This is a genomic window from Pseudomonas sp. R25(2017) (assembly GCF_002112565.1).
Classification (GTDB): domain Bacteria; phylum Pseudomonadota; class Gammaproteobacteria; order Pseudomonadales; family Pseudomonadaceae; genus Aquipseudomonas; species Aquipseudomonas ekonensis.
Map to the genome: position 1 here is coordinate 193,845 of NZ_NEHZ01000012.1, position 17,714 is coordinate 211,558.

Genomic DNA, 17,714 nt, shown 5'->3' on the forward strand with positions numbered 1-17,714 from the left:
CGGCCGACCCGCATTCGCACCTTTTTGAGCGATGCCGGGGAACTTGTGGCATTGCGCCATTTACTCATGCTAAAGCGCGGTTGTTTCGCGAGACCGCGCTCCCCTGTCCAGTCCTTGAGAGCTTAGATTATGCCCACCATCCTAGTAGTAGAAGACGACGCCATCGTGCGCATGCTGATCGTCGATGTGTTGGCGGAACTGGACTTCCGCGTGGAGGAAGCGGACGGCGGCGAGCAGGCGCTGGACATCCTCCAGGATCCCGGCCGCCGGGTGGACCTGATGATGACCGACGTCGGCCTGCCGGACATGGACGGCCGGATCCTCGCGGAGCAGGCCCGTCTGCTGCGCCCTGACTTGCCGATCCTGTTCGCCAGCGGCTACGCCGAGACCCTCGAAGTGCCGCCCGACATGCACGTCATCGGCAAGCCGTTTTCCATCGATCAACTGCGGGACAAGATCAAGTCGATTCTCCCGGACACCTGCCGGGAACGACTCCCGGACAGCCTCAATCCCGGTTGATCGGCGCTTCTTTCTCATGTTCGGGAAGCAATGCCTCGGCCCCCTCTCCAACCTGCTTGCCGATCTCGCGGCCCAACCCTTTTCCCGGCTCGCCGCTGGCCTCGATCGCCAATCGCAGGGCTGAGGGGTTGGGTATGAACCTGCCGGCGCTGTCGTAGGCGCCGAGAATCAGGCGCGGCGAAATGTCGACGGCGTAGTTGATTTCCAGAGGCGGCAGCTGCCTCAGGCCCGATTCGGGACGGAACATCAGTTCAGTGTTGGCGTACAGATGAAAGCCTTCCAACTGCCTGGCGTCGATGAAGTAGGTGAAGCCGCCCTTGGCGCCACCGTAGACATAGGCGCCCGCACCGTCCTTTTTGTAGAACGCGGACGTGGAGATGCCGGCGCCGTCCGGCGCCAGGGCATCGTGCGCCCCGCCGTAGCCGCCCTTGAACCCGTTGACCTGATTCAGATCGGTGATGACCGTGCGCTGCCGGAAGCCTTCCTTGAACACCACGGACGTGTCACGTGTGTCGCCCCTGAAGGTGAACCCTTGATAGACAAAGCCTTTTTCCGGCCCCGCGTACCGCACCAGTTGCGTGTCCGAGGCGATTGTCTGGGCGACGCCGGGTCCGCCCGCCAGCTCATGGAGTCGACCTGCCACCAAGGCGCCTTTCGCCGACTCCGGTATTTCCTTGCCTACGGTACTGGCCAATTGATGAGAGATGCTGCCCGATGGCCGACGCAACGATGAAGGGTGATTGATCAGGTTCATTGCCTGGACGACGCGCTGCCCCAATCGTTTCTTGGTTGCCACCGACAACGCCTTGCCGAGCAGCCGTTCCCCGATCGGGCCGGCGAGTTCCGCCAGCGCGCCGATTGCGGCGGCGATGCGCAGCCGGTCTGTTTCGGCGGGGTCATCGGAGATTTCCGCGCGGATCAGGTCCGTCGCCGAGGCGCCCAGCCCCAGCAACATGGAAGCCAGGATCTTCAAGGAGGCCGACGCGAGCACCCCGCTCCCGCCCCACGGCAATGATGCGGCGAACGCCAGACATTGCAGCAGATAACCGGTTGCTTCCAGGGCCGTGTCGGTGAGCCGCTCCTCGGCGGTCGAGACCAGCGTGTCGATGTCAGCCAGCGCTCGGTCGATCTGCAAGGTCAAGAGGGTATCGGCGATGTCATTGCTGGCGAAGAAGGCGATTTGCCGACGCACCGGGCGCGTAGCGAACAGAGGGAACTCCAGACCGCGATACTTGAAGTCACGGACATGGGGCTTTTGCTGCTCACTGAGCGGCACCCGCTTGAGCAGCCTTTTCTGCAGATCCGGGTTGTTTTCCACGAACCTCCCTCTTTCGTCGGGCCCCTCCGGATACTCGATCGCTGCCTTGTCCTCTCCCAAAAAGAAGAGAATGCCCCGGCTCAGGTTGTTGGCGCCGATGAAAACGGCGTTATCGACCTTGAGCTCCGGGCGGCTGTGCAGAATCATCGTGCGTGCAGGCACCAGCCCCCTGAGGTAGTCGAAGGCCAGTTGCCGGTCCTCCATGTCCCGGGACTCGTCCTTGATGAACCGGATGACCAGATCGTGCAGCTCCGCCCTTTTCAGAAGCTTGCCGAACAGCTTGGCCGACTTGGGCTTCAGGCCATCGGTGAGATGATCCTTGAAGCCACGCTGATAATCCGCATCGGTGAACGCCTGAACCAGATCCCGAGGATACGACGAGGGCCAGAGTATCTGTTTGTATCCCACGTCCTTGAGCACTCGCAGGTGGTGATCCGTGCAGATCTCCGCCAGGGTGAACGGCTTGGTGACCCACTGCTTCGCCGGCGCCTCTCCGTTGCGCCAGTCACTGGGCCTGACCGATTCATTGGCCACGTACTTGATGCCGATGGTGGCGTCATGGGTGATCTGCGCCAGAAGCTTCTGCGACGTCACATGCCGACGCGCCGTCTTTTCGATCTGCGCCCGAATGAAGAGGATCGGATCGAACGTCCCGGGATCCATCATGGCGGCGCAACCTGCGGCAATTTCACTGCTCAACGCCTTGAGGTCGATGCCGTCGACGATTTCGTCGGATGTATCCTTTGCGGTGGTCAAGGCCCCCGTCCGCGGCAACCGGTTGTCGGAACTGGTGCCCAGAGGATCCAGCAATACAGACAAAGAGGGGTTCTCAACACTGGCATCCGCCAGATCAAATACAGGTAACTTCATGCAATAGCTCTTATTCATTGAAAATGTCGAATACATGCACTCGCAGATAAATCGCGTCGCGCCAAACAAACACTACTCGACATTCAAGAACGCCCACACTCATCAAATGTTGAATATGTTTTCCTCGTCACCAGCAGAGACAAACAATACACAAACTTACAACTCACCCACGAACAGCAATAACGCATCGACCGAAAGTTGACGTGAGTTTCCAACGTTTGAAGCAGTCCCGCCGTTCCATGAGTTCCGGGATCCATCCAGAGTCGGCTGTGGTTTAATGACGCGCTTATTCGCACCCACCTGCCTCAAGGAATGCCCGTCCATGCATCAATCCCGCACCACTCAGGTTCTGGTCATAGGCTATGTCTGGCCCGAACCCCGTTCCTCGGCGGCCAGCGGGCATGTCATGCAGATCCTCGAGGCATTCCTGCAAGAAGGCTGGGACATCACCTTCGCCAGCCCCGCCGGCCCCGGCGAACACAAGGCGGACCTCACGGCCATGGGCATCCGCGAGGTGCCGATCGAACTCAACAGCGAAAGCTTCGATACGTTCGTCCGTGAACTGGCGCCGGACATTGTCCTGTTCGACCAGTTCATGATGGAGGAGCAGTTCGGCTGGCGCGTCGAGAAGCAGTGCCCGGACGCTCTGCGGATGCTGGAGACCTCCGACCTGCAAAGCCTGCGTCACGCCCGCCATCAGCGCCTCAAGGAGCGTTTGAAGGCCAGCGACGACGCCAACGATTTCACCGGACTGTTCGCGCCGGCCCTGCGCGAGGAGTTCGAACGGATGGCCGATACCGATCTGGCCCGCCGTGAGATCGCCGCGCTGTACCGCTGCGATCTGAACCTGATGGTGTCCGAGGTTGAGATCGAGTTGCTGGTGGAACAGTTCCACCTGCCGCGGGAGGCGCTGCACTGGTGCCCGTTGATGGTGGACGCACCCGCCGAACCGGCAAGACCGTTCGGCGAGCGGGCGCACTTCCTGAGCATCGGCAACTTTCGCCACGCACCGAACTGGGATGCGGTGCTCTGGATGAAAAACACGCTCTGGCCGCTCATCCGCGCCCGGTTGCCGAGCGCTCAACTGCATGTCTACGGGGCCTACACCCCGCCGAAAGCGACCGCGCTGCACAATGCGGCGCAGGGCTTTCATGTCATGAACTGGGCCGAGGATGCCTTGCAGGTCATGTCCGCCGCCCGGGTCTGCTTGGCGCCGCTGCGCTTCGGCGCCGGCATCAAGGGCAAACTGGTGGACGCCATGCTTTGCGGCACGCCGAGCGTGACGACCCCGATCGGCGCCGAGGCCATGCATCGCGAACGTCCCTGGCCCGGCGCCATTGCCTGCACCGCTGAGGATCTTGCCGAGCAGGCGGTGCAACTCTATTCGGATGAGTCACGCTGGCAGAACGCTCAGGCACACGGCAACACGCTACTGGCGGAACATTACCGGCGCTCGACGCATGCGGCCGCACTGATCGAGAAGATCGCTCAATGCCGGCAAAACCTGGCAAAACTAAGAAGTCACAATTTCATTGGCGGCATGTTGCGTCATCACACATTGAAGAGCACCCAGTACATGGCGCAATGGATCGAAGAAAAGAACCGCAACAAGTTACATGCCGAACAATAAGCCAACAACTTGAATCAACAACTCAATTGGCATGCCTCCCCAACCAACTTATAAATCCCTGCAAGCGCCGAAAGACAAATCGGCGCATTCATCAAACCATGAATTGCAGGAGTCGCTTCATGAGCCCCCCCTACACAAACAACGCCTGGATGGCGGCCACCCCCCGCCTCGACATTCTGTCGCTCAATGAACTTTCGCTGCCCGGCACCCACAATGCCGGCAGTGACTGGAGGGCTTCCTACCCATTCTTCGGCCCGCCCGCCCACTGGCTGGCGTGCCAGCACGACAGGTTCTACCGGCAACTGCACAACGGCGCGCGGGTGCTGGACATTCGCCTGATGGCCGACAGCAAGGAGTCGGGCCTTGAGCGGTTCCGAATCCACCACAATGGCTTCCCCAACTCTCGCCGGCTCGGCGACCTGATCACTGACGTCAAAAACTTTCTGAACGAAAACCCGGATGAGTTCGTCATCCTGGACTTTCACAAGACCGATGGCGACAGCTTCGACTATGCGTACTTCAACAAGATGATGATCCAGTTGCTGGGTCATCGGTTGATTCCGGCCACTAACGCCAACCTCAGCCTGGGCACCCTGAAACGCCTCAGCGACAAACAACGCGTGCTGGCCGCGGTCCGCCGGCATCCGGACATCGACCATTCCGTGTTCATTGATGAAATCCGCCACGAATGGAGCGGAAGCGGCACCACCAACACCCAGGAACTGTATCAGCACATCACCAACGTGCTGCGCAATCCGCCCGGCAACTGGCGCCCCTGGTCCTTGTCCGCCACCAGCTACAGCGCGCTGGGCGGGCCGGTGGACATCCATGACAAGCTCAACGAATGGTTCGACCCGGACACCAGCGACTGGGCCCGGCAGTGCAACATCATCAATGTCGATTTCATCGAGGAAACGAGGATCGTCGACTATTGCCGGACGATGAACCTGATCAAGGCCGACCAGCGCCAGCGGCAGTTTGCGCGCGAGCGCGCTGGCGCAACCGCTGTCTGACGGGGCATGATCCGCGGGCAATGACCACAAAGGCGTCCAGCCATGACCCGAACCGCTCGCGTGACCGACCCTTCCTATGAGCTGATGGATGACCACAACGGGTTGTCCATCATCTACCGCCAGCACGGGTTCCCGTGTCCGCTGGTGCGCTGGCACTTTCACAAGGAATACGAGCTGCACCTGATCGTCGCCAGTTCGGGCAAGGTGTTCATCGGCGACTACATCGGCAACTTCCACCCCCAGACCCTGTTCCTCACCGGACCCAACCTGCCGCACAACTGGATCAGCCAGGTCGCCGAGGACGAGGTGGTTGAGAAGCGCGACATGCTGGTCAACTTCACCGACGAGCTGTTCGAAAGCGGCTTTCAGGTGTTCGCCGAACTCAAGAGCCTCACCCCGTTGCTGGAACGGGCGCAGTACGGCATCGAGTTCCGCTGCCCGCACACGATCCGCCAGGCCATGCCGCTGATGCAGAAGATCGCCGACAGCCGCGGCACCACCCGCCTCGGCCATTTCTTCATCTTGATGGAGCTGCTGGCGACCTGCGACGACTATCAGCTGCTGTCCGGCGCCACCACCCCGCAACTGGCGGACGAGCACAACATCGACCGCACCAACCGCGCCGTGGACTACATCTTCGCCCACTACGCCCGGGAACTGACGCTGGAGGAAGTCGCCGACCACCTGGGCCTCAAGCCGACCTACTTCAGCCGGGTGTTCAAGCAGGCCACGGGGCGCAACTTCATCGAGTTCGTCAACCGGCTGCGGATCAGCAAGTCCTGCGAACTGCTGGCCGACGGCGACAAACCGGTGACCGAGGTGTGCTTCGAGTCGGGCTTCAACAACATCTCCAACTTCAACCGGCGCTTCCAGCAGCTCAAGGGCATGACGCCTTCGCACTACCGCCGGCTGGTGGTGCAGCGCCTGACCGAGCAGAACCTGGGCTGATTCCCGCAGGTTCAATCCCTGGCGCATCCCGGCCTCAACCGCCAGTGCAAAAAAGTATCGGTCAGAGTGCTAGGGATGATTTGTCTGCCCTGCGTTTGAAGGTTGTAATCAGTGCACATTCTTCCTGCCTTCGGAAGACACAAAAACAATAACCGTCCTTCTGCCGCCCGCCGGGCGCAGAAAAGGAGTGCACGATGCAACCCACCGCAAAAGCCCTGCTGGCCCTCACCTGCCTGACCCTGAGCGGCGTCAGCCTCGGCGCCCAGACCCTCACCATCGCCACCGTCAACAACAGCGACATGATCCGCATGCAGCGGCTGTCGAAAACCTTCGAGGCCGAGCACCCGGACATCAAGCTCAACTGGGTGGTGCTGGAGGAAAACGTCCTGCGCCAACGCCTGACCACCGACATCGCCACTCAGGGTGGCCAGTTCGACGTGTTGACCATCGGCATGTACGAAGCCGCACTCTGGGGGGCCAAGGGCTGGCTGGAGCCGATGAAGGACCTGCCGGCCAGCTACGCCCTCGACGATGTGTTCCCGTCGGTGCGCGAGGGGCTGTCGGTCAAGGGTTCGCTGTACGCCTTGCCGTTCTACGCCGAAAGCTCGATGACCTACTACCGCACCGACCTGTTCAAGGACGCCGGCCTGACCATGCCCGAACGCCCGACCTGGGAGCAGATCGCCGAGTTCGCCGGCAAGCTCAACCACCCGGACAAGGAGCAGTACGGCCTGTGCCTGCGGGGCAAGGCCGGCTGGGGCGAGAACATCGCGTTGATCACCACCGTCGCCAACGCCTACGGCGCGCGCTGGTTCGATGAGCAGTGGAAGCCCGAATTCAGCGGCCCGGAATGGAAGAACGCGCTGAACTTCTACGTCGACACCATGAAGAAATCCGGCCCGCCGGGGGCCTCCAGCAACGGCTTCAACGAGAACCTGGCACTCTTCAACAGCGGCAAATGCGCGATCTGGGTCGACGCCAGCGTCGCCGGCTCGTTCGTCACCGACAAGTCCCAGAGCAAGGTCGCCGACCACGTCGGCTTCACGTTTGCGCCGCACCAGGTCACCGACAAGGGTTCGGCGTGGCTGTATTCCTGGGCGCTGGCGATCCCGACCAGTTCCAAGGCCAAGGACGCGGCCAAGGCCTTCAGCGCCTGGGCCACCTCCAAGGAGTACGGCGCGCTGGTCGCCGAGAAGGACGGGATCGCCAACGTGCCGCCGGGCACCCGCGCCTCCACCTACAGCGACGCCTACATGAGCGCCGCGCCGTTCGCCAAGGTCACGCTGGAGTCGCTCAAGGCCGCCGATCCCGGCAAGCCGACCCTCAAGCCGGTGCCGTACATCGGCATCCAGTTGGTGACCATCCCTGAGTTCCAGGCCGTGGGCACCCAGGTCGGCAAGCTGTTCTCGGCGGCGCTGATCGGCCAGAGCACGGTCGACCAGGCGCTGGCCGCCGCCCAGCAAACCACCGAACGCGAAATGAAGCGCGCCGGGTATCCCAAATAGCCCGCGCCACCCGTTTCTGCCTCCTGTGGGAGCAACTGTCTTGCCCGGCGGACTGACGCCATCGCCGGCAGGCCGGCTCCCACAAGATTCTCCATAGGTCTGTATGACTCGGTTCCCGATGCCATGAATACTTCAACCGCCAAAGCCCATCTCGAGCTGTCCCGCCCCACGCGCAAACCGCGGGTGGCCAACCCCGGCTGGTTCCTCGTCAGCCCGTCGGTGGCCCTGTTGCTGCTGTGGATGATCGTGCCGCTGGGCATGACCCTGTACTTTTCGATGATCCGCTACAACCTGCTCTACCCCGGTGAAAACGAATTCACGGGGCTGGAGAACTTCACCTACTTCCTGACCGATTCGGGCTTCATGCCGGGCGCCGCCAACACGCTGTTGCTGGTGGGCAGCGTGCTGCTGATCAGCGTGGTGTTCGGCGTGCTGATCAGCGCCCTGCTGGAGGCCAGCGAGTTCTTCGGCCGGGGCCTGGTGCGGGTGCTGCTGATCTCGCCGTTCTTCATCATGCCCACGGTCGGCGCACTGATCTGGAAGAACCTGATCTTCCACCCGGTGTCCGGGATCCTCGCTTACATCTGGAAGCTGTTCGGCGCGCAGCCGGTGGATTGGCTGGCCCACTACCCGCTGCTGTCGATCATCATCATTGTCTCGTGGCAATGGCTGCCCTTCGCGATCCTGATCCTGATGACCGCCATGCAGTCCCTGGACCAGGAACAGAAGGAAGCCGCCCGCCTGGACGGCGCCGGCCCCGTCGCGATCTTCTGGCACCTGACCCTGCCGCACCTGGCGCGGCCGATCGCGGTGGTGGTGATGATCGAGACCATTTTCCTGCTGTCGGTGTTCGCCGAGATCTTCACCACCACCAACGGCGGCCCCGGCTACGCCTCGACCAACCTCGCCTACCTGATCTACAACCAGGCGCTGGTGCAGTTCGACGTCGGCATGGCCTCGGCGGGCGGCCTGATCGCCGTGGTCATCGCCAACATCGCCGCGATCGTCCTGGTGCGGATGATCGGCAAAAACCTGACCGACAACGCCTGAGGCCCGCCATGACCCTACAACAGTCCCGTCGCCTGCAAAGCCTGCTGCTCGGCACCCTGGCCTGGGCCATCGCCATCGTGATTTTCTTCCCGATCCTCTGGATGGCGCTGACCAGCTTCAAGACCGAAATCGACGCGTTCGCCACGCCGCCGCAGTTCCTCTTCAGCCCGACCCTGGAGAACTACCTGCACATCAACGAGCGCAGCGACTACTTCAGCTTCGCCTGGAACTCTGTGGTGATCTCGTTCAGCGCCACCGCCCTGTGCCTGCTGATCGCGGTGCCGGCGGCCTACTCCATGGCGTTCTACGAGACCCAGCGCACCAAGGGCACGCTGCTGTGGATGCTCTCCACCAAGATGCTGCCGCCGGTGGGCGTGCTGATGCCGGTCTACCTGCTGGCCAAGAGCTTCGGCCTGCTCGACACGCGGATCGCGCTGATCGCCATCTACACCCTGATCAACCTGCCGATCGTGATCTGGATGGTTTACACCTACTTCAAGGACATCCCCCGGGACATCCTCGAAGCCGCGCGCCTGGACGGCGCCACCCTGCCCCAGGAAATGCTCCGCGTGCTGCTGCCCATCGCCAAGGGCGGCCTGGCCTCCACCGTGCTGCTGTCGCTGATCCTGTGCTGGAACGAAGCGTTCTGGTCGCTGAACCTGACCTCCTCGAAAGCCGCGCCGCTGACCGCGCTGATCGCCTCCTATTCCAGCCCCGAAGGGCTGTTCTGGGCCAAGTTGTCGGCGGTCTCGACCCTGGCCTGCGCGCCGATCCTGATCTTCGGCTGGATCAGCCAGAAGCAGTTGGTGCGCGGCCTGTCGTTCGGCGCCGTGAAATGACTCCGGCCCCTACCCACTTCCACACAAAAGCCAAGACATAGCGGAGGCCCATCCTCATGGCCAACCTGAAAATCAAGAATCTGCAAAAAGGCTTCGAAGGCTTTTCCATCATCAAGGGCATCGACCTTGAAGTGAACGACCGCGAGTTCGTGGTGTTCGTCGGCCCGTCGGGCTGCGGCAAGTCCACTCTGCTGCGGCTGATCGCCGGCCTTGAAGAAGTCAGCGGCGGCACCCTCGAACTGGACGGGCGCGACATCACCGAAGTCAGCCCGGCCAAGCGCGACCTGGCGATGGTGTTCCAGACCTACGCCCTGTACCCGCACATGAGCGTGCGCAAGAACATGTCGTTCGCCCTGGACCTGGCCGGTGTGCCGAAGGCCGAAGTCGAGAAGAAAGTCGCCGAGGCGGCGCGGATCCTCGAACTGGGGCCGATGCTGGAGCGCAAGCCCAAGCAACTCTCCGGCGGCCAGCGCCAGCGTGTGGCCATCGGCCGGGCCATCGTGCGCAACCCGAAGATCTTCCTGTTCGACGAGCCGCTGTCCAACCTCGACGCCGCCCTGCGCGTGCAGATGCGCCTGGAGCTGCTGCGCCTGCACAAGGACCTGAAGGCCACGATGATCTACGTGACCCACGATCAGGTCGAAGCCATGACCATGGCCGACAAGGTCGTGGTGCTCAACGGCGGCAGGATCGAACAGGTCGGCTCGCCGCTGGACCTGTACCACCATCCGGTCAACCTGTTCGTCGCCGGTTTCCTCGGCACACCGAAGATGGGTTTCCTCAAGGGCACGGTGGCGCGCATCGATGCGCAGGGCTGCGAAGTCTCGCTGGACGCCGGCACCCGCATCAGCCTGCCGCTCGATGCCGCCAACCTGAGCGTGGGCGGCGCCGTGACCCTGGGCATCCGCCCCGAGCACCTGGAGCTGGCCCAGCCCGGCGACTGCACCCTGACCGTCACCGCCGACGTCAGCGAACGCCTGGGCAGCGACACCTATTGCCATGTCCGCACGGCCTGCGGCGAACCCCTCACCCTGCGGGTGCGCGGCGACCTGGCCAGCCGTTACGGCGAGACCCTGAACCTGCACCTGAACGCCAGCCACTGCCACCTGTTCGACGCCGACGGCGTGGCGCTCACCCGCGCCCTGCGCGCGGCCGCCTGACTGCGAGACCGATCCGATGAAACTCAACCGCCAGAACCTCAACCGCCTCGCCGCCGACGTGAACGTGCCGGCCTACGGCCTCGGCGACCTGCGCCAGGGCATCGCCCACATCGGCGTCGGCGGCTTCCACCGCGCCCATCAGGCGTATTACACCGATGCGCTGATGAACGCCGGGCAAGCGCTGGACTGGGCCATCTGCGGCATCGGCCTGCGCGCCGAAGACCGCCGCGCCCGCGATGACCTCAAGGAGCAGGACTACCTGTTCACCCTGTTCGAACTCGGCGACGGCGACGACACGCAGGTGCGCGTCATCGGCGCGATCCGCGACATGCTCCTGGCCGAAGATGGCGCGCAAGCCCTGATCGCCCGACTGGCCGATCCGCAGATCCGCATCGTCTCGCTGACCATCACCGAAGGCGGCTATTGCATCGACGACAGCACCGGCGAGTTCATGGCGCACCTGCCTTCGATCCAGCACGACCTGGCGAATCCGGAACAGCCGACGACCGTGTTCGGCTTCCTCTGCGCGGCGCTGGCCCGGCGGCGCGCGGCGGGTACGGCGGCGTTCACCGTGATGTCCTGCGATAACCTGCCGCACAACGGCGCGGTCACCCGCAAGGCGTTGCTGGCCTATGCGGCGCTGCATGACGCAGGGCTGCACGACTGGATCGCCGCTCACGTCAGCTTCCCCAACGCCATGGTCGATCGCATCACGCCCATGACCAGCACCGCGCACCGTCTGCAACTGGCGGACAAGCACGCGGTGGACGACGCCTGGCCGGTGGTCTGCGAGCCCTTCGTGCAATGGGTGCTGGAGGACAAGTTCGTCAACGGCCGCCCGGCCTGGGAACAGGTCGGCGTGCAGTTCACCGACGACGTCACGCCCTATGAAGAAATGAAGATCAAGCTGCTCAACGGCAGTCACTTGGCCCTGACCTATCTGGGGTTCCTCAAGGGCTACCGCTTCGTGCACGAGACCATGGCCGATCCGTTGTTCGTGCGCTACATGCGCGCCTACATGGACCTGGACGTCACCCCGCAACTGGCGCCGGTGCCGGGCATCGACCTGGGCGAATACAAGGACACGCTGGTGGCGCGGTTCTCCAACCGGGCGATTGCCGACCAACTGGAGCGGGTGTGTTCGGACGGCTCGTCGAAGCTGCCCAAGTTCACCGTGCCGACCCTCAACCGCTTGATCGCCGACGGCCGGGAGACCCAACGGGCGGCGCTGGTGGTGGCGGCGTGGGCGATGTACCTCAAAGGGGTGGACGAGCAAGGCCGGACCTACTCGATACCCGATCCCCGGGCGGCGTTCTGCCAGGCGCTGGTGGCCGATGACCGGTTGATCGCCGAACGGCTGTTGGACGTGGAGGAGATCTTCGGCCCGGCGGTCGCCCAATCGCCTGAGTTCGTGGCCGCGTTCCAGTGGTGCTGCGACAGCTTGCGGGAGGTGGGGGTTTCGCGGACGCTGGAGCGGGTGTTGGGTTGAGTCTTGCGGTGCGGCGACTGACGTCATCGCGGGCAAGCCCGCTCCCACAGTGTTCTGCGGCGACCATAGCATCTGCATTCACCTAAGATCCCTGTGGGAGCCAGCCTGCTGGCGAAAGCTTCGGCCCAAGTAGCGCGCAGTTGCTCCCGCACCATTCTGAAGTGAACGCTGACTCTGCATTCGCAGCAAATCCCTGTGGGAGCTGCGGTGCGACGATTCGACTTGCCAGCGATGGCGTCAGCCCAGGCACCGCAGGGCATGATCAACACAACGGCTCCCACACCCTGAGGATCTTTCCGTGACCCACCCGCAACTTTTCCTCGGCATCGACTGCGGCACCCAGGGCACCAAGGCCCTCATCCTCGACGCCGCCAGCGGCGCCGTGCTGGGCCAGGGCGCCACCGGACACACAATGATCAGCGGCGCCAACGGCCGCCGCGAGCAAGACACCGGCCAATGGCTGGACGCCTTCGCCCAAGCCACCCGCCAGGCGTTGCGGGCGGCCGGCGTGGACGGCCAGGCGATCCTCGGCATCGGCGTCTCCGGCCAACAGCACGGCCTGGTGTTGCTGGACGACACCGGCCAGCCGCTGCGCCCGGCCAAGCTGTGGTGCGACACCGAAACCACGGCGGAAAACGACCGCCTGCTCGCCCACCTGGGCGGCGAACAGGGTTCGCTGGAACGCCTGGGCCTCGTCATCGCGCCGGGCTACACCGTGTCGAAACTGTTGTGGACCTGCGAGCAGCACCCGGCCGTGTTCTCACGCATCGCCCGGATCCTGCTGCCCCACGACTACCTCAACTTCTGGCTCACCGGCCGCGCCTGCAGCGAGTACGGCGACGCGTCCGGCACCGGTTACTTCAACGTGCGCACCCGGCAATGGGACCTGCAACTGCTGCGCGACATCGACCCCAGCGGTCGCCTGCAAGCGGCGCTGCCGGAACTGATCGACGCCCATCAACCGGTCGGCACGATCCTGCCGGCAATCGCCGAGCATCTGGGCATCAACCCCAACGCCCTCGTGTCCAGCGGCGGCGGCGACAACATGATGGGCGCCATCGGCACCGGCAACATCCGGCCAGGGACGATCACCATGAGCCTCGGCTCCTCCGGCACGGTCTGCGCCTACGCCGACCAGCCGCAGGTCAGCCCGGACGCTTCGGTCGCCACGTTCTGCTCCTCCAGCGGCGGTTGGCTGCCGCTGATCTGCACCATGAACCTGACCAACGCCACCGGCGCCATCCGTGAACTGCTCGGCCTCGACCTCGAACGGTTCAACGCCCTCGTGGCCCAGGCCCCCATCGGCGCGGACGGCGTGAGCCTGCTGCCGTTCTTCAACGGCGAACGCGTGCCTCCCCTGCCCCACGCCACCGGCAGCCTGCACGGCCTGACCCTGGACAACCTGACGCCGGCCAACCTGTGCCGGGCCGTCGTCGAAGGCACCACCTTCGGTTTGCGCTACGGACTGGATCTGCTGCGCCGCAATGGTTTACAAAGCCGCAGCATTTGCCTGATCGGCGGCGGATCGAACAGCGCCGTGTGGCGGCAGGTCGTCGCCGACATCATGGACACCCCGGTGATCTGCCCCGAACACAGCGAAGCCGCCGCCCTGGGCGCAGCGATCCAGGCGGCGTGGTGCGCCTCGTGGAGCAACGGCCGCGAGCAGTCGCTGGCGGACTTGTGCGAGCGCTGCGTGACCTTCGACCCAAACAGTGAAACCCTACCGGTCGCCGCCAACGTCGCGGCGTTCCAACAGGCCTATGAACGCTATCGACAGCATGTCGCAACCTTATAGAGAGCAAACAACTATGTACCTGGTGTGTGGCGAAGCGCTGTTCGATTTCTTCAGCGAAGACGATGCCGGCGGGCAGGCATCGAAAGTCAATTTCAAGGCGATTGCCGGTGGCTCGCCGTTCAACGTGGCGGTGGGCTTGCGCCGACTCGGCGTGGACTCGGCGCTGTTCGCCGGGCTGTCCACCGACTACCTCGGCAGGCGCTTGCGGCAGGTGCTGCAGGACGAAGGCGTACGCCCGGATTATCTGGTGGATTTCGCCGCGCCGACCACACTGGCCATGGTCGCGGTGGGCGCCAATGGCTCGCCGCATTACAGCTTCCGTGGCGAAGGCTGCGCGGACCGGCAACTGAGCCTGGCCCACCTGCCGACGCTCGGCCCCCAAGTGCGCGGGCTGCACATCGGCTCGTTCTCGCTGGTGGTGCAGCCGGTGGCCGACACCCTGCTCGCGCTGGTGCAGCGCGAAAGCGGCCGACGCCTGATCACCCTCGACCCCAACGTGCGCCTCAATCCCGAGCCGAACATCGACCTGTGGCGCAAGCGGATCGCGACGCTGGTGCAGTACGCCGACCTGATCAAGGTCAGCGACGAGGATCTGCGCCTGCTCTATCCGGAGCAGGATCCGCAGCAGGTGATCGAAGGCTGGCTCACGCACCGTTGCCAGGTGGTGTTCCTCACCCGGGGCGGTGAAGGCGCGACGGTGTTCAGCCGTGCCCACGGTTCATGGTCGGTGCCGGTGAGTCCGGTGAAGATCGCCGATACCGTCGGCGCAGGCGATACCTTCCAGGCCGCGTTGATCACCTGGCTGACCGAACATGAACTGGATTCGGTGGACGGCGTACGGCACCTGCAACGCGACCAGATCGACGCCATGCTCAGGTTTGCCGTACAGGCGGCCGCTCTGACGTGCAGCAAGACCGGTCCAGATTTGCCTTATCGCCATCAGTTGACCTGACCGCGTAGACTGGCGCCCTTTTTTTCAAGACGGGATGACGGCTTTTGAATTCGGGGCGCACGGCTGGACTTTTGGTATTGGCGGCACTGCTGACCGGTTGCGGAACATCGCCGCCGCGTTCGCCGGACAACCTCTGCGAGATCTTCCGCGAGAAAAGCGATTGGTACGACGCCGCCCAAGTCACGCAGAAGCGTTGGGGCGTGCCGATCCAGGTGCCGTTCGCGATCATGTATCAGGAGTCCGGCTATCGCTACGACGCCAAGACCCCGCGCAAATACCTGTTGTGGGTGATCCCGTGGGGCCGCGTCACAACGGCATCGGGTTATGCGCAGGCCAAGGACGAGGTCTGGTCCGATTACCAGAAAAGCACCGGCCGCCATGGCGCCGACCGTGAAGACTTCGACGATGCCATCGACTTCGTCGGCTGGTACATGGACAAGACCACGTCGGTCAACGGCGTGTACAAGTACGACGCCTACAACCAGTACCTCAATTACCACGAAGGCTGGGGCGGTTTTCGCCAGAAGACGTATGCCGGCAAGGCGTGGCTGCCGCCGGTGGCGCGCAAGGTGCAGAGCCGCTCGGACATGTACGGCCAGCAATACGCGGCGTGCAAGGACGATTTGAATCGCGGGTTCTGGAGCCGGTTCTGGCATTGGCTCTGATCGCAGGCAATAAAAAACCATCGCGAGCGAACTCGCGATGGTCATTGGCCTGAACGGTTTTACAACACCGAAAAGTTGTAGCTCACGATCAACCGGGTCTCGTCCACGTCCCGGGCGAACTTCTCGTAGTTGGTGCGGTACGTCGCGTTGCGCAGACGCAGGCTGACGTCCTTGAACATGCCGGTCTGGATCACGTACTTGAGCTCGCTGTCGCGTTCCCACTCTTTGCCTTCCTGATCGCTGCCCGGCACCTTGATGTGGTCGCCGTTGACGTAACGGGTCAGGAAGCTCAGGCCGTTGATGCCGATGGCCTTGAAGTCGTAGTCGTAGCGCAGCTGCCAGGAACGCTCCTGGGCGGCGGCGAAGTCGTTGACCTGCACGTAGTTGACCAGGTACGGGTTGCTGCCGTCGAGGTACGGCATCGAATTGTCGCCGTTCATGCGCTGCCAACCGGCGCTGAAGGTGTGACCGCTGATGCCGTAGGACAGCATGCCGCTCAACGCACGGTTGTCGATGGAACCGGCCTTCGCGTCACCGCTGTCGGCGCTCTTGAGCACGCGCAGATCGGCTTTCAGCACGCCGTCACCCAGCGGCTGGTTGGCCAACAGGCCCACGAAGTGCTGGCGGTAGATGTCTTCCAGCTCGGCGTAGTGGTACTGCGCGGTCAGGCGGTCGTTGATCTTGTAGTCCAGGCCGTACATGTCGAAATGATCGGCGGTGACGTTGCACGCATAGCGCTTGTTCTTGCAGTGCACGCGGATGTCCTGGGAATCGGTGGAGTCCCGGGCGGTGTACTTGTCCAGGCGTGCGGCCATGAAGGTCAGGTCTTTCACTTCCTTCGAGGTCAGCATGGCGCCGTTGAACATGGTCGGCAGCAGGCGGCCATCGTTGTACTTGAGCAGCGGCAGATCCGGCAGCAATGCGCCGTATTTCAGCACCGTATCCGAGACCTTCACCTTGGCGGTCAGGCCCATTTTCGCGTACTGATCCTTCGAACCCCGCGGGTTCTCGCCGCTGGACGGCAGCAAGCCGCTGTTGCTGCGGTCGGGGCTGGTGTCGAGCGCGAAGCCGACCATGCCCAACGCGTCGAGGCCGAAACCGACGGTGCCTTCGGTGTAGCCCGATTGCAGGTTGAGGATGAAGCCCTGGGCCGACTCTTCGCGCTTGGACGCGCCCTGATCGTTGGCGGTGTGCCCATCACGGAAATCGCGGTTGAAGTACACCGTGCGCGATTCGATCTTCGCCGTGGTGTCTTCGAAGAACCCGGCGGCCTGGGCCTGTGCGGAAAAACCTGCGCACAGCGCCAGGGCGCCGAAGCCGAAGGACTGGCGGGCGGTGATGAGGGGAAATGGGGGACGCATGAAAAAGCTCCAACAGTACAGCGTTTGCGCGACGGCGCAATTTGCCAGAAAAATAGCTCCCGTCCCGAGGCAACGAAGCGCCGGGAGGCAGAGGACACGCAGGGGTGTGCGGCAATGATGGCAGATGGCTTTGACGTGCCACAGGCGACTTTAGTCTGAAACCGACCGGCCACCCACAAACGGCCGCACTGGTCCGGCTCGGCGTGGCCCCTTCAGCAAATCCCCGGATCCATTGGGCGAAACAGCCTCTCTCAGGGTTTTCCCTAGACCGTGCACAGGGATTGCCTGCAGCACTTTCGGGTTGTACGAGGTCGGCGAATCCTGCACCATCCGTACCCTGCTTATCCAAAGGACGGAATTGAAGGCATGCTGGACGCCAACGCTACGCACATCACCCTCACCCTCGAAGGCGCCAACGCGGACTTCCAGGTGCTCAGCTTCACCGGCCGCGAAGCCCTCAACCAACCGTTCCGCTTCGATCTCGAACTGGTCAGCGCCCGCCCCGACCTCGCCCTCGAAGAGCTGCTGCACAAGCCCGGCGTCCTCACCTTCGGCGCCACCGGCGAGGGCAAGATCCACGGCCTGGTGTACCGCATCGAG

The 17,714-nt window shown here is 63.4% G+C and carries 14 protein-coding genes and 1 pseudogene; 13 read left to right on the forward strand and 2 right to left on the reverse strand.

Translation table 11 applies throughout. The features are described from left to right. Nucleotides 1-129 precede the first annotated feature (129 nt). Nucleotides 130-519, forward strand: a complete 390-nt coding sequence (locus CAG31_RS17230; RefSeq protein WP_085583258.1) for a response regulator — start codon at nt 130-132, stop codon at nt 517-519. Here CAG31_RS17230 and CAG31_RS17235 read toward each other — a convergent pair. Further along, the gene (locus CAG31_RS17235; RefSeq protein ID WP_085583260.1) at nt 506-2,707 is read right to left on the reverse strand and encodes a hypothetical protein; all 2,202 of its coding nucleotides are present in this window, start codon (nt 2,705-2,707) and stop codon (nt 506-508) included. The two genes, CAG31_RS17230 and CAG31_RS17235, sit on opposite strands and share 14 nt — an antisense overlap. Nucleotides 2,708-3,029: 322 nt before the next feature. Here CAG31_RS17235 and CAG31_RS17240 point away from each other — a divergent pair, with 322 nt between their 5' ends. The 11 genes from CAG31_RS17240 (at nt 3,030) to CAG31_RS17290 (ending at nt 15,753) form a co-directional block, all read left to right on the forward strand. Further along, nucleotides 3,030-4,337 (forward strand): glycosyltransferase, encoded by a 1,308-nt coding sequence (locus tag CAG31_RS17240; protein ID WP_085583262.1) that lies wholly within the window; start codon nt 3,030-3,032, stop codon nt 4,335-4,337. 119 nt (nt 4,338-4,456) lie between these two features. Next, entirely contained in the window at nt 4,457-5,350 is an 894-nt protein-coding gene (locus CAG31_RS17245) for a phosphatidylinositol-specific phospholipase C domain-containing protein (RefSeq protein WP_085583264.1), read from the forward strand. Nucleotides 5,351-5,392: 42 nt separating this feature from the next. Continuing rightward, entirely contained in the window at nt 5,393-6,298 is a 906-nt protein-coding gene (locus CAG31_RS17250; RefSeq protein ID WP_085583266.1) for an AraC family transcriptional regulator, read from the forward strand. Between the two features lie 194 nt (nt 6,299-6,492). Continuing rightward, the gene (locus CAG31_RS17255) at nt 6,493-7,803 is read left to right on the forward strand and encodes a sugar ABC transporter substrate-binding protein (RefSeq protein ID WP_085583268.1); all 1,311 of its coding nucleotides are present in this window, start codon (nt 6,493-6,495) and stop codon (nt 7,801-7,803) included. 123 nt (nt 7,804-7,926) lie between these two features. Continuing rightward, nucleotides 7,927-8,853 (forward strand): carbohydrate ABC transporter permease, encoded by a 927-nt coding sequence (locus CAG31_RS17260; protein ID WP_085583270.1) that lies wholly within the window; start codon nt 7,927-7,929, stop codon nt 8,851-8,853. 8 nt (nt 8,854-8,861) lie between these two features. Further along, nucleotides 8,862-9,692 carry a carbohydrate ABC transporter permease gene (locus CAG31_RS17265; protein WP_085583272.1) on the forward strand — a complete coding sequence of 277 codons (831 nt, stop codon included), beginning with the start codon at nt 8,862-8,864 and terminating at the stop codon, nt 9,690-9,692. A gap of 56 nt (nt 9,693-9,748) precedes the next feature. After that, nucleotides 9,749-10,852 carry an ABC transporter ATP-binding protein gene (locus tag CAG31_RS17270; protein WP_085583274.1) on the forward strand — a complete coding sequence of 368 codons (1,104 nt, stop codon included), beginning with the start codon at nt 9,749-9,751 and terminating at the stop codon, nt 10,850-10,852. A 16-nt stretch (nt 10,853-10,868) separates the two neighbouring features. Continuing rightward, entirely contained in the window at nt 10,869-12,341 is a 1,473-nt protein-coding gene (locus CAG31_RS17275) for a mannitol dehydrogenase family protein (protein ID WP_085583276.1), read from the forward strand. A 298-nt stretch (nt 12,342-12,639) separates the two neighbouring features. Then, on the forward strand, nt 12,640-14,136 hold the full coding sequence (xylB, locus tag CAG31_RS17280; protein ID WP_085583278.1) for a xylulokinase: 1,497 nt from the start codon (nt 12,640-12,642) through the stop codon (nt 14,134-14,136). 13 nt (nt 14,137-14,149) lie between these two features. Continuing rightward, nucleotides 14,150-15,088 (forward strand): carbohydrate kinase, encoded by a 939-nt coding sequence (locus CAG31_RS17285; RefSeq protein ID WP_085583281.1) that lies wholly within the window; start codon nt 14,150-14,152, stop codon nt 15,086-15,088. 44 nt (nt 15,089-15,132) lie between these two features. Then, nucleotides 15,133-15,753 carry a hypothetical protein gene (locus tag CAG31_RS17290; protein ID WP_085583283.1) on the forward strand — a complete coding sequence of 207 codons (621 nt, stop codon included), beginning with the start codon at nt 15,133-15,135 and terminating at the stop codon, nt 15,751-15,753. A gap of 59 nt (nt 15,754-15,812) precedes the next feature. On the opposite strand, the gene CAG31_RS17295 is transcribed toward CAG31_RS17290, so the two are convergent. Further along, the gene (locus tag CAG31_RS17295) at nt 15,813-17,114 is read right to left on the reverse strand and encodes an OprD family porin (RefSeq protein ID WP_085583285.1); all 1,302 of its coding nucleotides are present in this window, start codon (nt 17,112-17,114) and stop codon (nt 15,813-15,815) included. Nucleotides 17,115-17,480: 366 nt separating this feature from the next. On the opposite strand from CAG31_RS17295, the pseudogene CAG31_RS17300 reads away from it, so the two are divergent. After that, a pseudogene (locus CAG31_RS17300) lies at nt 17,481-17,714 on the forward strand (type VI secretion system tip protein VgrG); the annotation flags it as partial.

Bases quoted from the DNA above. Each gene is read 5' to 3' on its own strand.
- CAG31_RS17230 (WP_085583258.1), top strand. From the start codon at position 130: ATGCCCACCATCCTAGTAGTAGAAGACGACGCCATCGTGCGCATGCTG.
- CAG31_RS17235 (WP_085583260.1), bottom strand. From the start codon at position 2,707: ATGAAGTTACCTGTATTTGATCTGGCGGATGCCAGTGTTGAGAACCCC.
- CAG31_RS17240 (WP_085583262.1), top strand. From the start codon at position 3,030: ATGCATCAATCCCGCACCACTCAGGTTCTGGTCATAGGCTATGTCTGG.
- CAG31_RS17245 (WP_085583264.1), top strand. From the start codon at position 4,457: ATGAGCCCCCCCTACACAAACAACGCCTGGATGGCGGCCACCCCCCGC.
- CAG31_RS17250 (WP_085583266.1), top strand. From the start codon at position 5,393: ATGACCCGAACCGCTCGCGTGACCGACCCTTCCTATGAGCTGATGGAT.
- CAG31_RS17255 (WP_085583268.1), top strand. From the start codon at position 6,493: ATGCAACCCACCGCAAAAGCCCTGCTGGCCCTCACCTGCCTGACCCTG.
- CAG31_RS17260 (WP_085583270.1), top strand. From the start codon at position 7,927: ATGAATACTTCAACCGCCAAAGCCCATCTCGAGCTGTCCCGCCCCACG.
- CAG31_RS17265 (WP_085583272.1), top strand. From the start codon at position 8,862: ATGACCCTACAACAGTCCCGTCGCCTGCAAAGCCTGCTGCTCGGCACC.
- CAG31_RS17270 (WP_085583274.1), top strand. From the start codon at position 9,749: ATGGCCAACCTGAAAATCAAGAATCTGCAAAAAGGCTTCGAAGGCTTT.
- CAG31_RS17275 (WP_085583276.1), top strand. From the start codon at position 10,869: ATGAAACTCAACCGCCAGAACCTCAACCGCCTCGCCGCCGACGTGAAC.
- CAG31_RS17285 (WP_085583281.1), top strand. From the start codon at position 14,150: ATGTACCTGGTGTGTGGCGAAGCGCTGTTCGATTTCTTCAGCGAAGAC.
- CAG31_RS17295 (WP_085583285.1), bottom strand. From the start codon at position 17,114: ATGCGTCCCCCATTTCCCCTCATCACCGCCCGCCAGTCCTTCGGCTTC.